Genomic DNA, 15,866 nt, shown 5'->3' with positions numbered 1-15,866 from the left:
ACCGAGTACGCCTCGCGCACCCTGCCGCCGCACATGGTGCCGACGGCGATCGTGGTGATCGACGAGATCCCGCTGACCCCGGTCGGCAAGCTGGATCGCAAGGCGCTGCCCGAGCCCGAGCTGGCGCCGCGCGAGTTCCGCGCGCCGGCCAGCGAGGTCGAGGCCGTCATCGCCGAGGTGTTCGCCGAGGTGCTCGGCGTCGACCAGATCGGTTTGGACGACTCGTTCTTCGCGCTCGGCGGCGACTCCATCCTGTCGATCCAGCTGGTCTCGCGAGCCAAGGCGCGTGGCGTGCTGTTCACTCCGCGTGACGTGTTCGAGCGGCGCAGCGTGGCCTCGCTGGCCGAGATCGCCGCGCTGGGAGCGGGCACGGAGCAGGTGCGGCTGGAGGAACTGCCCGGCGGCGGTGTCGGCGAGATCCCGCTGACCCCGATCATGCGGCAGATCCTCGGGAGCGGCTCGTCATATCAGCGGTTCTCGCAGACCATGGCGCTGCGGCTGCCCGAAGGCATCGACCGGAAGACCCTGGTCGCCACCATCGCGGCGGTCTTCGACCACCACGACGTGCTGCGGTCGCGGCTGCGCCGCACCGGCGGGGACTGGACGTTCGAGGCGCTGCCGCACGGCGCGGTGGACGTCGACGCGCTGGTGCACCGCGTGGACCTGGCCGCCGACGCCGACGAGGCGGAGCTGGCGCGGGTGGCCACCGAAGCGCTCGACGGTGCGCTGGGCAGGTTGGATCCGGCCGAGGCCGCCATGGCGCAGTTCGTCTGGTTCGCCTTCTCGGCGGGAGCGACGGGCCCGGAGGAGGCAGCGCGCGTAACCACGGAGGGACCCGCGGACGCCGCGATCGGGCACCGCGAGCGGCGGGACGTGCTGTTGGTCGTCGCGCACCACTTCGTGGTCGACGGCGTGTCCTGGCGCATCCTGATCCCGGATCTGGCGGTGGCCTGGTCGCAGCTGGTCGCCGGTCAGCCGGTGGCGCTGCCTGCCAACGGCACCTCCATGCGGCGCTGGGCGCACAGCCTGGTCCAGGCGGCGAGCTCGCCGGATCGGGTCGCGGAACTGCCGTTCTGGCAGCAGGTTTCGGCCACACCGGATCCGTTGCTTGGCGAGCGTGCGTTCGATCCGGCGGTGGACACGTTCGCCACCGTCGAGCGGGTGGAGGTCACCGTGCCCGCGGAGGTCACCGACGCGGTGCTCACCGCGATCCCGGGCCTGTACCGGGGCGGTGTGAACGACGGTCTGCTCTCGGCGCTGGCCATGACGGTCGCCCGTTGGCGCGGCGACGGTTCGGACGCGGCGCTGGTGAAGCTGGAAGGCCACGGTCGTGAAGAGGACGTCGTGCCGGGCGCGGATCTGTCGCGCACGGTCGGCTGGTTCACTTCGGCCTACCCGGTCCGGCTGGACCTGGCCGGTGCGGATCTCACCGACGCGTTCGCCGGTGGCGCCGCGCTCGGCGAGATCGTGAAGTCGATCAAGGAGCAGCTGCTCGCGGTGCCCGACAAGGGCCTCGGCTACGGCCTGCTGCGGCAGCTGAATCCGGAGACCGCGCCGAGCCTCGGCTCGTCCGGGCAGATCAGCTTCAACTACCTGGGCCGGATGTCGGCCGGGGAGATCCCCGAGCAGCTCGCCGAGATCGGCTGGGTGCCGGTGGCCGACCTGGGTCAGCTGGATGTCGACATGGATCTCGACATGCCCGCCAACGCGACGATCGACATCAACGCCATCGTCACCGACTCCGACGAGGGTCCGCGACTGGGCGCGTCGTTCGCCTTCCCGACCGGTCTGCTGAGCAGGGAGCGGGTCCAGGAGTTCGCCGACCTGTGGGTCGAGGCGCTCACCGCGCTGGCCACCCACGCGCGGCGGCCCGACGCGGGCGGCTTCACGCCGTCGGACATGCCGCTGGTGCGGGTGCGGCAGCCCGACCTCGAGCAGTGGGAGCGGAGCTACCCGGCGCTGGCCGAGGTGTGGCCGCTGTCGCCGCTGCAGTCGGGTCTGCTGTTCCACGCGATGATGACCCAGTCCACCGTGGACGTCTACACCATGCAGGCCGTGGTGGACCTGGGCGGCACGCTGGACGTGGCGCGGCTGCGTGCGGCGGCTCAGGGCATCGTCGACCGGTACCCGAACCTGCGCACCGCGTTCGTCACCGACGCCGATGGCCAGGCCGTGCAGGTGGTGTTGGATCGGGTCGAGGCGCCGTGGCGCGAGGTGGATCTCACCGGGCTGCCCGCCGACGAGCGGACCGCGGAACTGCGCAGGCAGGTCGCGGGCGATCAGGCGACGCACTTCGACATGGCCACGCCGCCGCTGATGCGGTTCACGCTGTTCCGCAGCGACGCCGCGCAATGGCACCTGGCCATCACCACCCACCACATCCTGCTGGACGGTTGGTCGATGCCGCTGCTCATGCGGGATCTGCTGGTGCTGTACGCGGTGCGCGGCGACCAGACCGCCCTGCCGCGGGTGGCCTCCTACCGCAACTTCCTCGGCTGGCTGGCCGGGCGCGACCGGGACGCCTCGCTGCGCGCTTGGGCGACGGCGCTGGAAGGGGTCAACGAACCCACCCAGCTCGCGCCGCAGCCGCGCGGCGCCGAGAACTACGAGATCGGCAAGGTCGTCACCGAACTCGACGCCGACCGCACCCGCCGGATCACCAAGCACGCCGCCGAACTCGGCGTCACAGTGAACACGCTGGTACAGGCCGCGTGGGGCATCTTGCTCGGACGTCTGACCGGCCGCGGCGACGTGGTGTTCGGCGCGACGGTGTCCGGCCGTCCGGCCGAGCTGCCCGGTGTCGAGTCGATGGTGGGTCTGTTCATCAACACGCTGCCGGTGCGGCTGCGCATCGATGACCGCCAGAGCATCGGCGAGCTGCTCGGGCGCTTGCAGGGCGACCAGGCGGGTCTGCTCGAGCACCACTATGTGGGGCTCACCGACATCCAGCGGGTGGCGGGCACCGGAGCACTGTTCGACACGCTGCTGGTGTTCGAGTCGTATCCGATGGACAAGGAAGCGATCTCGGCCGCCAGCTCGATCGACGGCATGTCGGTGACCGGTGTCGGCGTCAACGACGCCACGCACTACCCGATGACCCTGCTGGTGATGTCAGAGGCCACGATCGAGCTGACCCTGAAGTACCTGGGCAGCCGGTTCACCGCCGAAGAGGTCGAGACCCTCGCCGAACGGCTGGTGCGGGTGCTCGACGCGCTGCTGGGCGATCCGGAGGCGCTGGTCGGGGACATCGACATCCTCGACGAGGGCGAACGAGCCCGGCTGCTGGTCGAATCCGGCGTCACGGCCGCGGCTTCCACGCCGGAGCCGGTGGGCCGGGTCGGCGCTCGCACGGTGTCCAAGGTGCTCGCCGAGGTTGTCGAAGAGGACCCGGATGCGCCCGCGCTGCTGGCAGGTGAGGACGAGGTCGCCTTCCACACGCTGGATCGGCGTTCCTCGCAGCTGGCCCGGGTGCTCATCGACCGCGGTGCGGGACCCGGCGACGTGGTCGCGGTGACGCTGCCGCGTTCGGTGGACGCGGTGGTCGCGGCCTGGGCGGTGCAGAAGGCCGGTGCGGCATGCCTGTTCGCGGGCGACCGCACCGCCGAGGAGCTGGCCGCGGCGGGCGCCGGGTTCGGCATCGGCTCGGAGCCGGTGGCCGACAGCGATATTCGCTGGCTGGCATTCGACGACGCCCAGGTCCAGCAGGACATCGCCGCGGCGGCCGCGCATCCGGTGTCCTACGCCGACCGGGTCCGCCCGCTCGGCGAGGAACACCCGGCGTTCGTCGTCACCACGGCGAACGGAGTCGTCGCGATCACCCAGTCCGAGGCACTGGACGAGGCCGAACGCGTGCGCGATGAGCACGAGATCGACTACGAGTCGACCACGTACACCACCGCACTGTCCGGCCGCGCCGCCGTCCTGGAGTTCTTGGTCTCCGCCACCGCCGGAGCCCTGTCCGTGCTCCCGACCGGCGACCTCGAGACCGACCTCACCGAGGGCGAGGTCACCCACTGGTTCGCCTCGCCGGGTGAATCGACCGACGCGGCGGGCGAGGAGATCACGATCGTGGTCGCGGAATAGGAGAACGACGGAACTTGCTGCTGTAGGGCACGGGTCAACCTGTGCCCTACACCAGTGGCGTTGCCTCGCTCGAGCGACTCGAATCAATTCGATCCACGCGATTACACTCGAGTCGGTCGGCGGCGGCGATCGTCACCGTCCTACGAGGTTGGAGGTGGTTTCATGGCGATGCCAGTTCCTCATGGTGACGGCTGGACGGCTGCCGACCTCGATCGCATGCCCGAAGACGGATTGCGTTACGAGGTGTTGAATGGTCAGCTCGTCGTGAATGCCGCACCCAAGCCGCGCCATCAGTTGCTGATCAGGTGGCTGGGACGTGCCCTCGACGCGGTGTTGCCTCCCGGCCGCTTGGTGCTCGAAGGCGTCGGCGTGCTCATCGGCGACGACGAGCCGATTCCCGATCTCATGGTGGTGGCCGACTCGATCGATGTCGACGCAAGAGGGGTTCCTGCGCACCAGGTGGAACTGGTGGTAGAAGTGGTGTCCAAATCCACTACGATGCAGGACCGCTTGGTCAAACCCGTGGTCTATGCCGAAGCTGGCATCACCAACTACTGGCGTTTCGAGCCCAACGCCTTCAAGGGCCAATTACCGGGCGAGTCGCTTCCCGTTCTGTTCGCACACGAACTCGGTGCCGACGGTACCTACGAGCTGACCCACCGGGTGTCCGCCGGCGACACCGTCACCTTGCGCAGCCCCTTCGAATTCACGATCGACCCCGCCACCCTCCTGCCCTGACCTCGCCGTAGCCGCGAGTGGCACCTGGCTGCGGCAAAGCGCGAGAGACCTCTCCACCATGTGCCACTCGCCGCCGACCGGGTTGGCCGCTGCGCGAAATTGTTTGTCTTGATACGTCATTTACGGGGGTGGGGGGCGTGGATAGTGTCGGGGGCGCGGCTTCGGTCGCGCGTTTCCCGTCCTTTCGGTCCGTAATGGACTCGCCCGCACGCGTATCGCGGGTGGTGCGCGAACTTCATAAGGAAGACATGTCCACGATCGCAACCTCGTCCGGCAGCAAGCCGGACGACTCTTCCGCAAGTCCGCTACGCGCCGGGCTGGTGCTGGTCATGGTCAGCGGGGCCATCTTCATGATGATGCTCGACTTGACCGTGGTCTCCGCCGCGCTCGCCGATATCCGCGCCGACTTCGACACGTCCATCGACGGACTGCAGTGGGTCATCGACGCTTACGCCATCCCGATGGCGGGGTTGCTGCTGACCTTCGCCACGCTCGGCGACCGGTTCGGCCGGAAGCGCCTTTTCATCGCGGGCATGGTGGTGTTCACCGCGTCATCGCTGGCACTGGCGCTGGCCGGCAGCATCTTGCAGTTGAACGTCCTGCGCGCGGTGCAGAGCGTCGGCTCGGCGATGATCTTCGCTACGGCGTTGCCCCTGCTCGCGGTGGCCTACCCCGACGCGGGCAAGCGCGCGAAGGCCATCGGCATCTACGGCGCCGTCATGGCGAGCGCGACCGTCGCGGGTCCGGTGCTCGGCGGCGCGCTGGTCACCCAGTTCGGCTGGCGGTCGATCTTCATCATCAACGTCCCGATCGGCATCTTCATCGGCGTGCTCGCCGTGCTGCGGATGCCGGAGTCGGCGCGCATGGAAGGGCGCAAGGCCGACTGGCCGGGGTCGCTGCTGCTCACCGGTGGCCTGGTGACGGGTGTATTCGCGCTGACCCGCGGCAACTCGCTGGGCTGGACCTCGGCCACGGTGCTCGGGCTCGGCGCCGCCGCCGTGGTGCTCCTGGCCGGGTTCGCGGCATGGCAGTTCAAGGCCGAGCACCCCCTGCTCGACGTGTCCATGATGCGCAAGCGCGGATTCACCGGCACGGCCGTCGTCTCGATCGGGCACATGGCCACGCTGATGGCCGCGAGCAACTACCTGGCGGTGTTCCTGATCAACACGCTCGGGTACACGCCGTTGCAGATGGGCCTGCGGCTGCTGCCGGTGAGCGTGGCCGCGCTGATCAGCGCGCCGCTGGCGATGGTCTTCGCTAAGCGGGTGCCGTTCGCGGTCTCGCTGCCGGTCACGATGGGCATGGTCGCACTGGGCACATGGCTGATGGGCGACTTCGGTTCCGACGACTCTTGGACGCATTTCCTGCCCGGAATGGTGATCGGCGGCCTCGGACTCGGCGCGATCACGGCCGTCAACCAGGCGGCCTCACTCACCTTCGCCTCCGACGAGAACGCGGGCATGGCCAGCGCGACTTTCGGCACCCTTCGGCAGGTCGGCCTTGCGGTGGGCGTGGCCGGGCTGGGCGCCATGTTCAATCACTCCGCGCGCGGTTCCGCTGCCGACGGGCTCGACGCGTTGCCCGGAGCCGTCCCGCCGGTGTTGCGTGAGCAGTTCCTGGAAGCGGCGGGCTCCGGCGCCGGTCGCTCGGTGGCCGACGAGCTGCCCGCGCGGTTCCAGCCGATCGCGTCGGACCTGTCGCACATCGCGGCCTCCGCGTCGATCGACGGACTCAACTCGATGATGGCCCTGGCCGCCGTGATCGGATGCGTCGCGGTACTCACCTCCATGCTCGCTTTCGGCGTGAACCACCTGCGCAGCAGACGCACCCGTCCGGACTAGCCGGAAACACCACCGCGAGTGGCACATGGTTGCGGCGAATCGCCAGAAGACCTCTCCACCATGTGCCACTCGTGGTCATGATTTCGCGGGGAGGAGAGTCGTCAGGGCGATGAGGAGGAAGGCTAGGACGGCGCAGGCGGTGCGGGCGACGTGGAAGGTTTCCCAGCGGGTGAGGATTTCGGCGTAGTCGGCGGGTGGGCCGCTGATCGCCCATATCTTGATCTTCTGGTTGATCGGGACGTTGCCCAGGCGGGTGATCAGGAACGCGGCGATGGCGAGCAGACTCGCGCTCCCGGCGAGCAGGCGTGACCGGCCGGTGGAGCGGGCGGCCAGCACCATTGCGCTCAGAATGGTCAGGCCCATCAGTGTTTGCATGACCACGCCGTTCACGCTCATCAGCGCGGTGTGGAAGGTGAAGCGCACATCCAAAGGGACTCTGCGGAACGCGTAGAGGACATTCACCGCGCCGTAACCGAACGCTCCGGCGAGCAGCCCGCCGGAAACCAGCGCGAACACACGTGCCACCGCGGGTCTTTCGGCGATTCTCATGCGCGCCGCCCCGTTGGGACGAGGGCGAGGAGTTCGTCGACCGACCACTGGTCGTAGACGTGCGCGCCGTGCTTCGCGGCGAGCACCCGTCCGTCGGGTGCGATCAGGAAATCGGCGGGCAGTCCGAGACTGCCGCCCTCGGGCTTGCCGGGTGGGGCGGACTGCCTTCGGCGCAAGGTCGCGTAAGCGTCGTGGGCGATACCGCGCAGGATGGCGGGCCAGCCGCGCGGGTCGAGCAGCGCGCGGGGCGAGGTCTCGACGCCGAATTCGCGGTAGAGCTTCCGGTCCGGATCGGCTATCACGTCCAGCGGCAGTTCCGCGGTGTACTTGCGCAATTCCGCCGCGCTGGAATGGAAGACGATCACTTCGCGGACGCCTGCGGCGGCGATCTCCGCGTGGCGCGCGACGATCGAACGCAGGTGCAGGTTGCACACCGGGCATCCGGCGAAGCGCCGGAATTGCAGGTGGATCAAGCGATCCGGGTCCGGCACCGAGACCTGCGCACCGGAGACGGTGACCAGCTTTCGGTCCGGGACAGCGGTCGGCAGCGACATCAGGGACTCCTCTCGTAGGTGTACTTTGTACGCCTACGACAAGTATGCGCGTAGCTTGTACGCTGTCAATCCGTGCCCCGCCCCCGCTCGCTGACCACCGCCGATCTCGCCACGGCTGCCCTCGCCGTGCTCGACCGCGAGGGTCCGTCGGCGCTGACCATGCGTGCCGTGGCCAAGGAACTGGGCATGGCAACCATGGCCTTGTACCGCTACGTGCGCGACCGCGACGAACTCGAGGTACTGGTGGCCGACCAGGTCTTCGCCGCGATCGACACGTCGCTCCCTGCCGGAACCGACTGGCGGGAGCGCGTGACGGTGCTGCTCGAGCACATCCGTGACGGGTTCTCGTCCCATCCCGCCGCCGTGCCGATCGTGCTGCGGCGCAGGCAGTCGGCGGTCGAGTCGTTGCGCGTGATGGAAACACTGCTCGCCGTGCTCACCGAGGGTGGATTCACCGGGCGCGCCCGCGTCATCGCCCAGCGCACCCTGATCGCCTTCCTGATCGGCTACCTCCAGAACAAGCACTATGCGCCGCTGCGGGGGCACGGGACGATCGTGCTGGCCGAACTGCCCCCGGAGAAATACCCACACCTGGCGCAGACCGCGGGCCAGGCCAAGGGCATGTCGGCCGACGACGAATTCCGCGGTGGCGTCGAGATCGTGCTGCGTGGTCTCGGGCCGTGACCTAGCCGAACAGAACTGTGACGTCGACACTTTCCGCCATGGCGCGAGCGCCGGCGTCATTGAGGTGCATGCCGTCGCCGCTGTCGAATTCGGGCCGGATGAAGTCGGGCCGCTCCGGGTCCTCGACGGCTCGCGCCACATCGAACACCGAATCGAAAACGTCGGTTCCGCGCAGCCATTCATTCACGCGCCGGCGGATCGGCAATGTCTCTGCGACCGGCAGGCCCTCGTAGACGCAGCCGCCGTAGGGTCCGATGGTCGCGGCGTGGATGGGAAGCCCCGCCGCGTGCGCGCGCCGCGCGAGCGTGGTGAAGCCGCTGATCAGCTCCTCGGCGGTCGCGGGCGGCTGCCCCGCCATCCCGCCCAGGATGAAGTCGTTGATGCCGAAGTTGATCAGCACACTCGTCACACCCGGCACGGCGAGTACGTCGCGCTCGAAACGGTCCAGGCCCGACTCGCCGATTTCGTCGGTGAGCAGCCGATTCCCGGAGATGCCCTGGTTGACCACCCAGCCCCGCTCCAGTCGCGCGTTGAGGAAGTCCACCGACCTGCGGTTGGCGCCGATCGTGGTGCCGAAGCCTTCGAACCACGAATCGCCGAGTGCGACGGCCACCGGCGTCGCCACGGGCGCGAGAACGTCGACACCGGTGACGAAGAACCGCGCGGGCACCTCGTCGACGGTGGTGAGCGCGGCTTCGTCGGCGACATTTCCGTCCGCGATGTAAGCGGTTTCGCCGGGCTGGTGGGAGAACGTGGCCAGCTCCGTCGGGCCGGGCAGATAAAGGCTCAATGCCAAATCCGTGCCCGCTGAGACGGCCAGATCGACGGGGTCGCTGAGCACCTCGCCGCCCACCGGGACGGTCACCTGTTCGGCGCCGTCGAACCGCAACGCGACATCGGTCTCGGCGACGATCTCGCTGCCGGTCTTGCGCAGGGCGACCCGGGCGGCGCCGATCGCCAGCGGTGTCTTCCCATAGCGATTGGTCAACCCGACCCGCACCTGCGCGCCGCCGCCCGCGAGATGCAGCACCTGGCGGACGGTCTGGTCGGTGAACGCGCGCGACTCCGCGAGCTTGATCTGTTCGTCCGGGCGGATCACCGCGGAGCGGAATCCGGCGATCCAGGCGGTCGGCGACATGGGAGCCTCCACTAGTTGATGTGAGGAATATTGCGTATGCATATTTCTACGACGACTTATTCCTCGTGTCAACTATCCGCAGGGAAACATTCCGGTAGGTTGCCCGTATGGACGTGACAGAGCTGTTCGACGACCCGCGCCTGACCACGATGGGCCTGCTGTTCGAGGCGTACGGCGGTGTGGTCGCCAAGCTGGAGCAGGTCTGGAATGCGCACGGCCTGTCCGGACTGGATCTGAACGCCCTGATGCGGCTGAGTCGTTCGCCGGGGCGGCGGCTGCGGATGACGGAGCTCGCCGTGCAGACCGCCCTGTCCACCAGCGGCGTCACCCGGCTCGTCGATCGGCTGGCGCGCGCCGGGCTGGTGGAACGCGAACTGGACCCGGGGGATCGGCGCAGCGCGTACGCGGTGCTCACCGAGGCGGGCGCGGCGCGGCTCGCGCAGGTGCTGCCGGACTATCTCGCCGCCGTCGACCGCTGGTTCGTTGGTTTGCTGACGCCCGAACAGCTCGCGGCGTTGTCCGAGGCGTTGCGGATCGTGCGGGACACCGCGAACCCGGAGGCCACGTTTCGCATGGACTGAGCGTCACGCGTGCGCCTCGAATCTCGGCCGGGCCGGCGGCTGCGGGGAAGCTGCGCCGGGTGATCCAGCGGCGCTGATCATGGCCGCCGGGCGTGTGCCGGCGGCACGGTCGGGGAGAGACGGTCATCGGGTCTGTGCCGGTGGCCGAGGCATCGGCGGGCGCGGAACTTGCCGCAGGCGGGTGGGGTCTCGGCACTGTGCCGGGCGCACCGGCGGCCGTTTCCCGGCGCAGCGCATTGCCGCCGTCGTCTCCCGGGCCGGGCGGCGGTTATGCGGCCCGGACTGCGCCCGCCCGCTCGGCAATGTAGTCCGCCCAGGTCAGCTCGCCGACGTCGGCGCCGTCGGTCACCAGATTTCCGCCCGCGCGATAGACCCGGCCCGCCTTGCCCGGCACCCGGACGGTCAGCAACGCCCGCCGCTTGCCCAGCAGCGCCAAGTAGTCGCGGATCAGCTCGCGCATGCCGATCACCTCGGGCCCGACCAGATCCGGGACCCGTCCGGCGGGCGCGCCGACCGTCAGCTCCGCCAGCCGGGCCGCCACCTCGCGCACGTGCACCGGCTGGAGGCGCACCCCGCCGAGCACCGGGAGCACCGGCGATTTCAGCATCGTGTCCACCAGCTTCGGCACGAAATCGTGGAATTGCGCGGCCCGCAGCGTGGTCCACGGGATACCCGACTCCGCGATGGCCTGCTCGGCGGCGAACTTCGCGCTGAAGTACGTCATCGGGAGCAGTTCGGCGGCGGTGACCGAGATGTAGACGATGTGCCCGACGTCCGCGGCGGTGGCGGCCCGCAACAGATTCGCGGTGGCCACGTCGTCGCCCTTCGCGTCGCCCGCCAGATGCAAGATGGTGCCGACACCCGCCACCGCGGCAGCTATGCCGGTGCCGCGCAGCAGGTCTCCCGCGACGAACTCGACGCCGCCGTCCGACGGACGTTCGGTGCGGCTCAACACGCGCACGCCGGCGCCGGTCGCGCGCAGCAGCGGGAGCACTTCGCGGCCGAGGGTGCCCGTGCCACCGGTGACCAGGATCTTCGCGGTCATGACTGTCTCCGATCTCGTCGGTGCTGATGGGACGTTCCCATCGCTTCACCGAGACGACGACGTGCGGGCGCGGACTGTGACACCTGTGCCGCGCACCACTCCTGACCGCGATAGCGGCGGACCTCGCCGAGATTGCCGCAGCGGGTCCATCGAGCGCTAGCGGCGCGAGGCGTCGACGAACAGCACGCCGTCAGCCGGCCGCCGCGCCGAGGCGCGCGGCGAGTTCGCGTAAGTGCGTGACGAGTTCCGGCGGTTCGTGCACCCGGAAGGGAAAGCCGAAGCCGGCGACGTAGATCGCCAATTCGTCCAGCGAGTCGGAACCCGTTCGCAGCACACAATTTTCCGGGTCCACCGCCTCGATCACGCCGACGGTCGGTGCGATTCGCTCGGCGGCCACTTCCGCGGCGACGCCCAGGGTGATGCGCGCCGCGTAGCGATACGGCGCGGTGGTGACGCCACGGGAGACGTACCCGGGCAGGTCGGCATCGGGCGCTTCGCGCGGGGTGAAGCGGGGGCCGGTCGGGATGCGCGGCCGCAGGCGGTCGACGCGGTAGGTGCGCCAGTCCGCGCGGTCGACGTCCCAGCCGATCAGGTACCACCGCCTGCCCGTGTGGGCGAGGCGATGCGGTTCGGTGACGCGCAGCGAGGTGGCGCCGTCGTGCGCGCGATAGTCGAAGCGCAGGCGGTGGTGGTCGCGGATGGCCGCCGCGACAGCGGTCAGCACGTCCGGGTCGACGGTCGGGCCGCCCGCGGGCACCGTGACCGTGGCCGCCTGGAGCATCCCGACGCGGTGGCGCAGGCGCGCGGGCAGCACCTGCTCGAGCTTGGCCAGCGCGCGTACCGAACTGTCCTCGATGCCCGCGATGGTGCCGCCCGCCGCGGTGCGCAGGCCGAGTGCCACCGCCACCGCCTCGTCATCGTCCAGGAGTAGCGGCGGCAGCTTCGCTCCCGCACCGAGCCGGTAACCCGCCACGCCCGGTGTCGCGTCCACCGGGTAGCCCAGCGCGCGCAGCTTGTCGATGTCCCGGCGGACGGTGCGCACGTCGACACCGAGTCGTTCGGCGAGTGCGGCGCCGGTCCAATCGCGCGGGGTCTGCAACAGCGACAGCAGACGAAGCAGGCGCGCCGAGGTTTCCAACATGGGAGAAGTCTGCCCGAAAGCTAGGGCGAAAGCTGTCCTAGGCAGGTCATACCGTCGATGACATGACCGACGAAATCACTCCGTTCCGCATCGACATCCCGCAGCGGCAACTCGACGACCTGCGTGCCCGTCTGGACGCGACCCGCTGGCCTGACCCCCTGCCCGGGGACGACTGGGACACCGGTGTGCCGACCGCGTGGCTGCGCGAGCTGGTCGACCACTGGCGTACCGGATACGACTGGCGCGCGGCCGAAGCACAGCTCAACTCCTCTCCGCAGTACACGACGGAGATCGACGGGCAGACCATCCACTTCCTGCACGTGCGCTCGCCCGAGTCCGGCGCGCTGCCGCTGCTGCTGACCCACGGATGGCCCGGCTCGGTGGCCGAATTCCTCGACGTCATCGGGTCTTTGAGCGATCCGAGGTCGCACGGCGGCGACCCGGCCGACGCGTTCCACCTCGTCATCCCGTCGCTGCCGGGATTCGGGTTCTCCGGCCCGGTCGCCGAGACGGGCTGGAGCATCACGCGGATCGCCGCGGCGTGGGCCGAGCTCATGCGCAGGCTGGGGTATGAGCGATACGGCGTGCAAGGCGGCGACATAGGAGCGGCGGTGAGCCCGGAGGTGGGCCGAACGGTGCCCGATCGGGTCGTGGGCGTGCACGTCAACGGCGCGCCGGGTCTTCCGCCGCTGCCGCGCGCGGAGGCGGAGCTGGCGAGCCTGACCGAACTCGAGCGCGATCGCGTCCGGCGGATGCAGGCGTTCATGCGGGAGGAGTACGGCTACGTCGCCATCCAGTCCACCCGCCCGCAGGCCTTGGCCTACGGACTGACCGATTCTCCGGTGGGACAACTGGCCTGGATCATCGACAAGTTCCGGGAGTGGACCCATCCACGGGCCGTCGAGCCGGACAAGATCCTCGACCGGGATCGGCTGCTGACCAACGTGATGATCTACTGGCTCACCGGCACCGCGGGCTCGTCGGCCTATGTCGGCTATGCCCAGGACGCCCCGTGGGGCGAGCCGAAGCGCAACTCCGGCGTGCCGACGGCCGTGCTGGTCTTCGCCCACGACGTCGGCATTCGTCGCTACGCCGAGGAAGCCAACACCATCACGCGCTGGAACGACGTCGATCGCGGCGGCCACTTCGCCGCGATGGAGGAACCCGCGCTGCTCACCGCCGACATCCGCGAGTTCTTCCGCGACCTGCGCTGACGAGTCGACCCGTGAGTTCCTGCGCAGATATCACAGGCAGTTCGTGACCTGCGTTCACAACTCAACCCGTGAGCTCCTGCGCAGATAGCACACGCAGTTCGTGACTTGCGCTGATAACTCAACCCGTGAGCTCCTGCGCAGATAGCACACGCAGTTCGTGACTTGCGCTGATTGCTCAACCCGTGAGTTCACCAGCCGAGCGCCAGGAATTGCGTTCCGCGGTGAACGCTTCCGCTTGCTTCGCGCGGAAAGCGTCGATGGATCGGGCGTTCTCGGCGAGGAACGCCCGATACTCCGCCAGGCGGAATTCGCCGTCCTCGGCTCGCACCCGCACGTCGCCCGCGGCGAAGTCGGCGCGCAGGTCGAGCAGTTCCTCCGCTTCGACGGGATACCAGCGAATCCGGTCGAAATAACGCAGTAGCCAGGGTGTTTCGACGCCCGATGCGGCCCGGTCGGCGCCGGGAGGAACCGGGCCCGCACCGGCTCGGTGATTCCACACCTGCGTGGTGCGTCCGACGAACTGATATCCGCCCGGCCCTTCCATGCCGTAGATGCACAGATAGGCGCCGCCGATGCCGACCGCGTTCTCCGGCGTCCAGGTGCGGGCGGGGTTGTACTTCGTGGTGACCAGCCGGTGCCGGGGGTCGGTGGGTGTGGCGACCGGCGCGCCGAGGTAGACGTCGCCGAGACCGAGAACCAGGTACTCGGCTCCGAACACGGTGTCGTAGACGTCCGCGACGGAAGTCAAGCCGTTCATGCGGCGGATGAACTCGATGTTCCACGGGCACCACGGCGCGTCGGCGCGCACGCCGTGCATGTAGCGGGTGATCGCCTCGCGCGTGGACGGATCGTCCCAGGACAGCGGCAGATGAACGACCCGGCTGGGCACGACCAGCTGATCGGAGGCGGGCAACTGCGCCTCCGTCTCGGCGAGCAGGTCCAGCAGGGCGGCCACGGACAGCACGTGCGGGTCGACCCGGATCTGCAACGAACGGATGCCGGGGGTCAGCTCGGTCACACCGCGCACTCCGGCGGCGAGCAGGTGCTGGTGTAGCGCGTGCACGCGGGCGCGCAGGCCCAGATCCAAGGTCATGGCGCCGTATTCGACGAGTACGCCGTCGTCGCCGGCGCGACGGTAGGTCACCGCGGTCTCGTCGTCGGCTTCGCAACGGCGCAACACGCCGTCGTCGCCGTCGCCGCCCGACGAGAGCACCGTCGGCCACCCGGCCCGGCGCGCGAGCCCGAGCTCACGGATCGAGGCCGCCCGGTCACCGCGGACCGGCACGAATCGCACGCGGTCGCCCGGCGAGAGCTGCCCGAGCTTCCAGCGGTCGGCCGCGACGACGGTGACCGGGCAGACGAAACCGCCGAGGCTGGGTCCGTCGGGACCGAGCAGAATGGGCGTGTCGCCGGTGAAGTCCAGCGCGCCGACGGAATACGGGGTGTCGTGGATATTGGAGGGGTGCAATCCCGCCTCGCCGCCGTCGGTGCGGGCCCATTCCGGTTTCGGCCCGATCAACCGGACGCCGGTGCGGTCGGAGTTGAAGTGCACCTCGTAGTCGGTGCCGACGACGGTCTCGAAGTCGGCGCGGGTGAAGAACTCGGGCGCACCGTGCGGGCCCTCGGTGACCGCGAGTTCCCAGCGCCGGGTCAGCACGGGTTGCTCGTCCATCGGCACGGCCGCCGTGACGCGGCCGTGGTGCGTGCCGAGCGCGAGCGACTCTCCGGCGCGCAACGCGGCGCCGGTGCCGCCGCCGAAGCGGCCGAGCGTGAACGTGGCTGCGCTGCCGAGGTATTCGGGCACGTCGATACCGCCGGCGATCAGCACGTAACAGCGCATCCCCGGTCCGCGCACCGCGCCCACGTCCAGCACACCGCCCGCGGGCACCCGTGCGGTCCGCCACTGCGGCACGGCGACGCCGTCCACGGTCACCTCCGCCGGAGCGCCGGTGACGCAGACCCAGCCCGGTGCGGTGAACCGCAGCGCCGGGCCGCTGAGGGTGCATTCCAGTCCGGCGGCGCCCTCGGCATTGCCGAGCGCGCGATTACCCAGACGGAAGGACAGATCGTCCATCGGCCCCGACGGCGGGACGCCGATGTGCCAATACCCGACCCGGCCCGGCCAGTCCTGCACGGTGGTGAGCATGCCGGGGCGAACGACCTCGATCCGGCCGGGGGGGGGGGGGGCCGGCCCGCCGGGGGTGGTGGCCGCGCCAATACGCGGGGGGGGGGCCGCCCCGCGGGGGGGGGACGTGGCGTGGGGGGGGGCCGACGGGGGGGGGGGGGCGTGGGGGGTGT

At 69.7% G+C, this 15,866-nt stretch carries 12 protein-coding genes; 6 read left to right on the top strand and 6 right to left on the bottom strand.

The window, feature by feature from the left end:
- From ACWEH3_RS13760 to ACWEH3_RS13750, 3 genes are all read left to right on the top strand, one after another.
- Positions 1 to 4,083, top strand: a 4,083-nt coding sequence (locus tag ACWEH3_RS13760; RefSeq protein WP_450024549.1) for a condensation domain-containing protein, incomplete at its 5' end; no start/stop codon positions are given.
- A 162-nt stretch (positions 4,084 to 4,245) separates the two neighbouring features.
- Positions 4,246 to 4,821 carry a Uma2 family endonuclease gene (locus ACWEH3_RS13755; protein WP_450024547.1) on the top strand — a complete coding sequence of 192 codons (576 nt, stop codon included), beginning with the start codon at positions 4,246 to 4,248 and terminating at the stop codon, positions 4,819 to 4,821.
- Positions 4,822 to 5,069: 248 nt separating this feature from the next.
- Positions 5,070 to 6,662, top strand: a complete 1,593-nt coding sequence (locus ACWEH3_RS13750) for an MFS transporter (protein ID WP_450024545.1) — start codon at positions 5,070 to 5,072, stop codon at positions 6,660 to 6,662.
- Between the two features lie 75 nt (positions 6,663 to 6,737).
- Here ACWEH3_RS13750 and ACWEH3_RS13745 read toward each other — a convergent pair whose 3' ends face one another.
- Positions 6,738 to 7,187, bottom strand: a complete 450-nt coding sequence (locus tag ACWEH3_RS13745; protein ID WP_452358326.1) for an anthrone oxygenase family protein — start codon at positions 7,185 to 7,187, stop codon at positions 6,738 to 6,740.
- A gap of 20 nt (positions 7,188 to 7,207) precedes the next feature.
- A complete protein-coding gene (locus tag ACWEH3_RS13740; protein WP_450024541.1) occupies positions 7,208 to 7,765 on the bottom strand; it encodes a peroxiredoxin-like family protein in 558 nt (185 codons plus the stop codon).
- 72 nt (positions 7,766 to 7,837) lie between these two features.
- On the opposite strand from ACWEH3_RS13740, the gene ACWEH3_RS13735 reads away from it, so the two are divergent.
- Positions 7,838 to 8,449: a TetR/AcrR family transcriptional regulator gene (locus tag ACWEH3_RS13735; protein WP_450024539.1), complete on the top strand. Its 612-nt coding sequence runs from the start codon at positions 7,838 to 7,840 to the stop codon at positions 8,447 to 8,449.
- A gap of 1 nt (position 8,450) precedes the next feature.
- On the opposite strand, the gene ACWEH3_RS13730 is transcribed toward ACWEH3_RS13735, so the two are convergent.
- Complete coding sequence (locus ACWEH3_RS13730; RefSeq protein ID WP_450024537.1) at positions 8,451 to 9,587, bottom strand: GDSL-type esterase/lipase family protein; 1,137 nt, start codon at positions 9,585 to 9,587, stop codon at positions 8,451 to 8,453.
- A 107-nt stretch (positions 9,588 to 9,694) separates the two neighbouring features.
- Here ACWEH3_RS13730 and ACWEH3_RS13725 point away from each other — a divergent pair, with 107 nt between their 5' ends.
- On the top strand, positions 9,695 to 10,168 hold the full coding sequence (locus tag ACWEH3_RS13725; RefSeq protein ID WP_355074748.1) for a MarR family winged helix-turn-helix transcriptional regulator: 474 nt from the start codon (positions 9,695 to 9,697) through the stop codon (positions 10,166 to 10,168).
- A 268-nt stretch (positions 10,169 to 10,436) separates the two neighbouring features.
- On the opposite strand, the gene ACWEH3_RS13720 is transcribed toward ACWEH3_RS13725, so the two are convergent.
- Positions 10,437 to 11,213 (bottom strand): SDR family oxidoreductase, encoded by a 777-nt coding sequence (locus tag ACWEH3_RS13720; RefSeq protein WP_450024534.1) that lies wholly within the window; start codon positions 11,211 to 11,213, stop codon positions 10,437 to 10,439.
- A gap of 190 nt (positions 11,214 to 11,403) precedes the next feature.
- Positions 11,404 to 12,354 (bottom strand): helix-turn-helix transcriptional regulator, encoded by a 951-nt coding sequence (locus ACWEH3_RS13715; RefSeq protein ID WP_450024532.1) that lies wholly within the window; start codon positions 12,352 to 12,354, stop codon positions 11,404 to 11,406.
- Positions 12,355 to 12,416: 62 nt separating this feature from the next.
- Here ACWEH3_RS13715 and ACWEH3_RS13710 point away from each other — a divergent pair, with 62 nt between their 5' ends.
- Positions 12,417 to 13,568, top strand: coding sequence for an epoxide hydrolase family protein (locus ACWEH3_RS13710; RefSeq protein ID WP_450024530.1), 1,152 nt, complete (start codon positions 12,417 to 12,419; stop codon positions 13,566 to 13,568).
- 175 nt (positions 13,569 to 13,743) lie between these two features.
- Here ACWEH3_RS13710 and ACWEH3_RS13705 read toward each other — a convergent pair whose 3' ends face one another.
- Complete coding sequence (locus tag ACWEH3_RS13705) at positions 13,744 to 15,714, bottom strand: 5-oxoprolinase/urea amidolyase family protein (RefSeq protein WP_452358325.1); 1,971 nt, start codon at positions 15,712 to 15,714, stop codon at positions 13,744 to 13,746.
- Positions 15,715 to 15,866: the final 152 nt, after the last annotated feature.

It is taken from the genome of Nocardia sp. NPDC004718, assembly GCF_053601535.1.
This window is presented reverse-complemented; position numbering and strand designations above follow the sequence as displayed.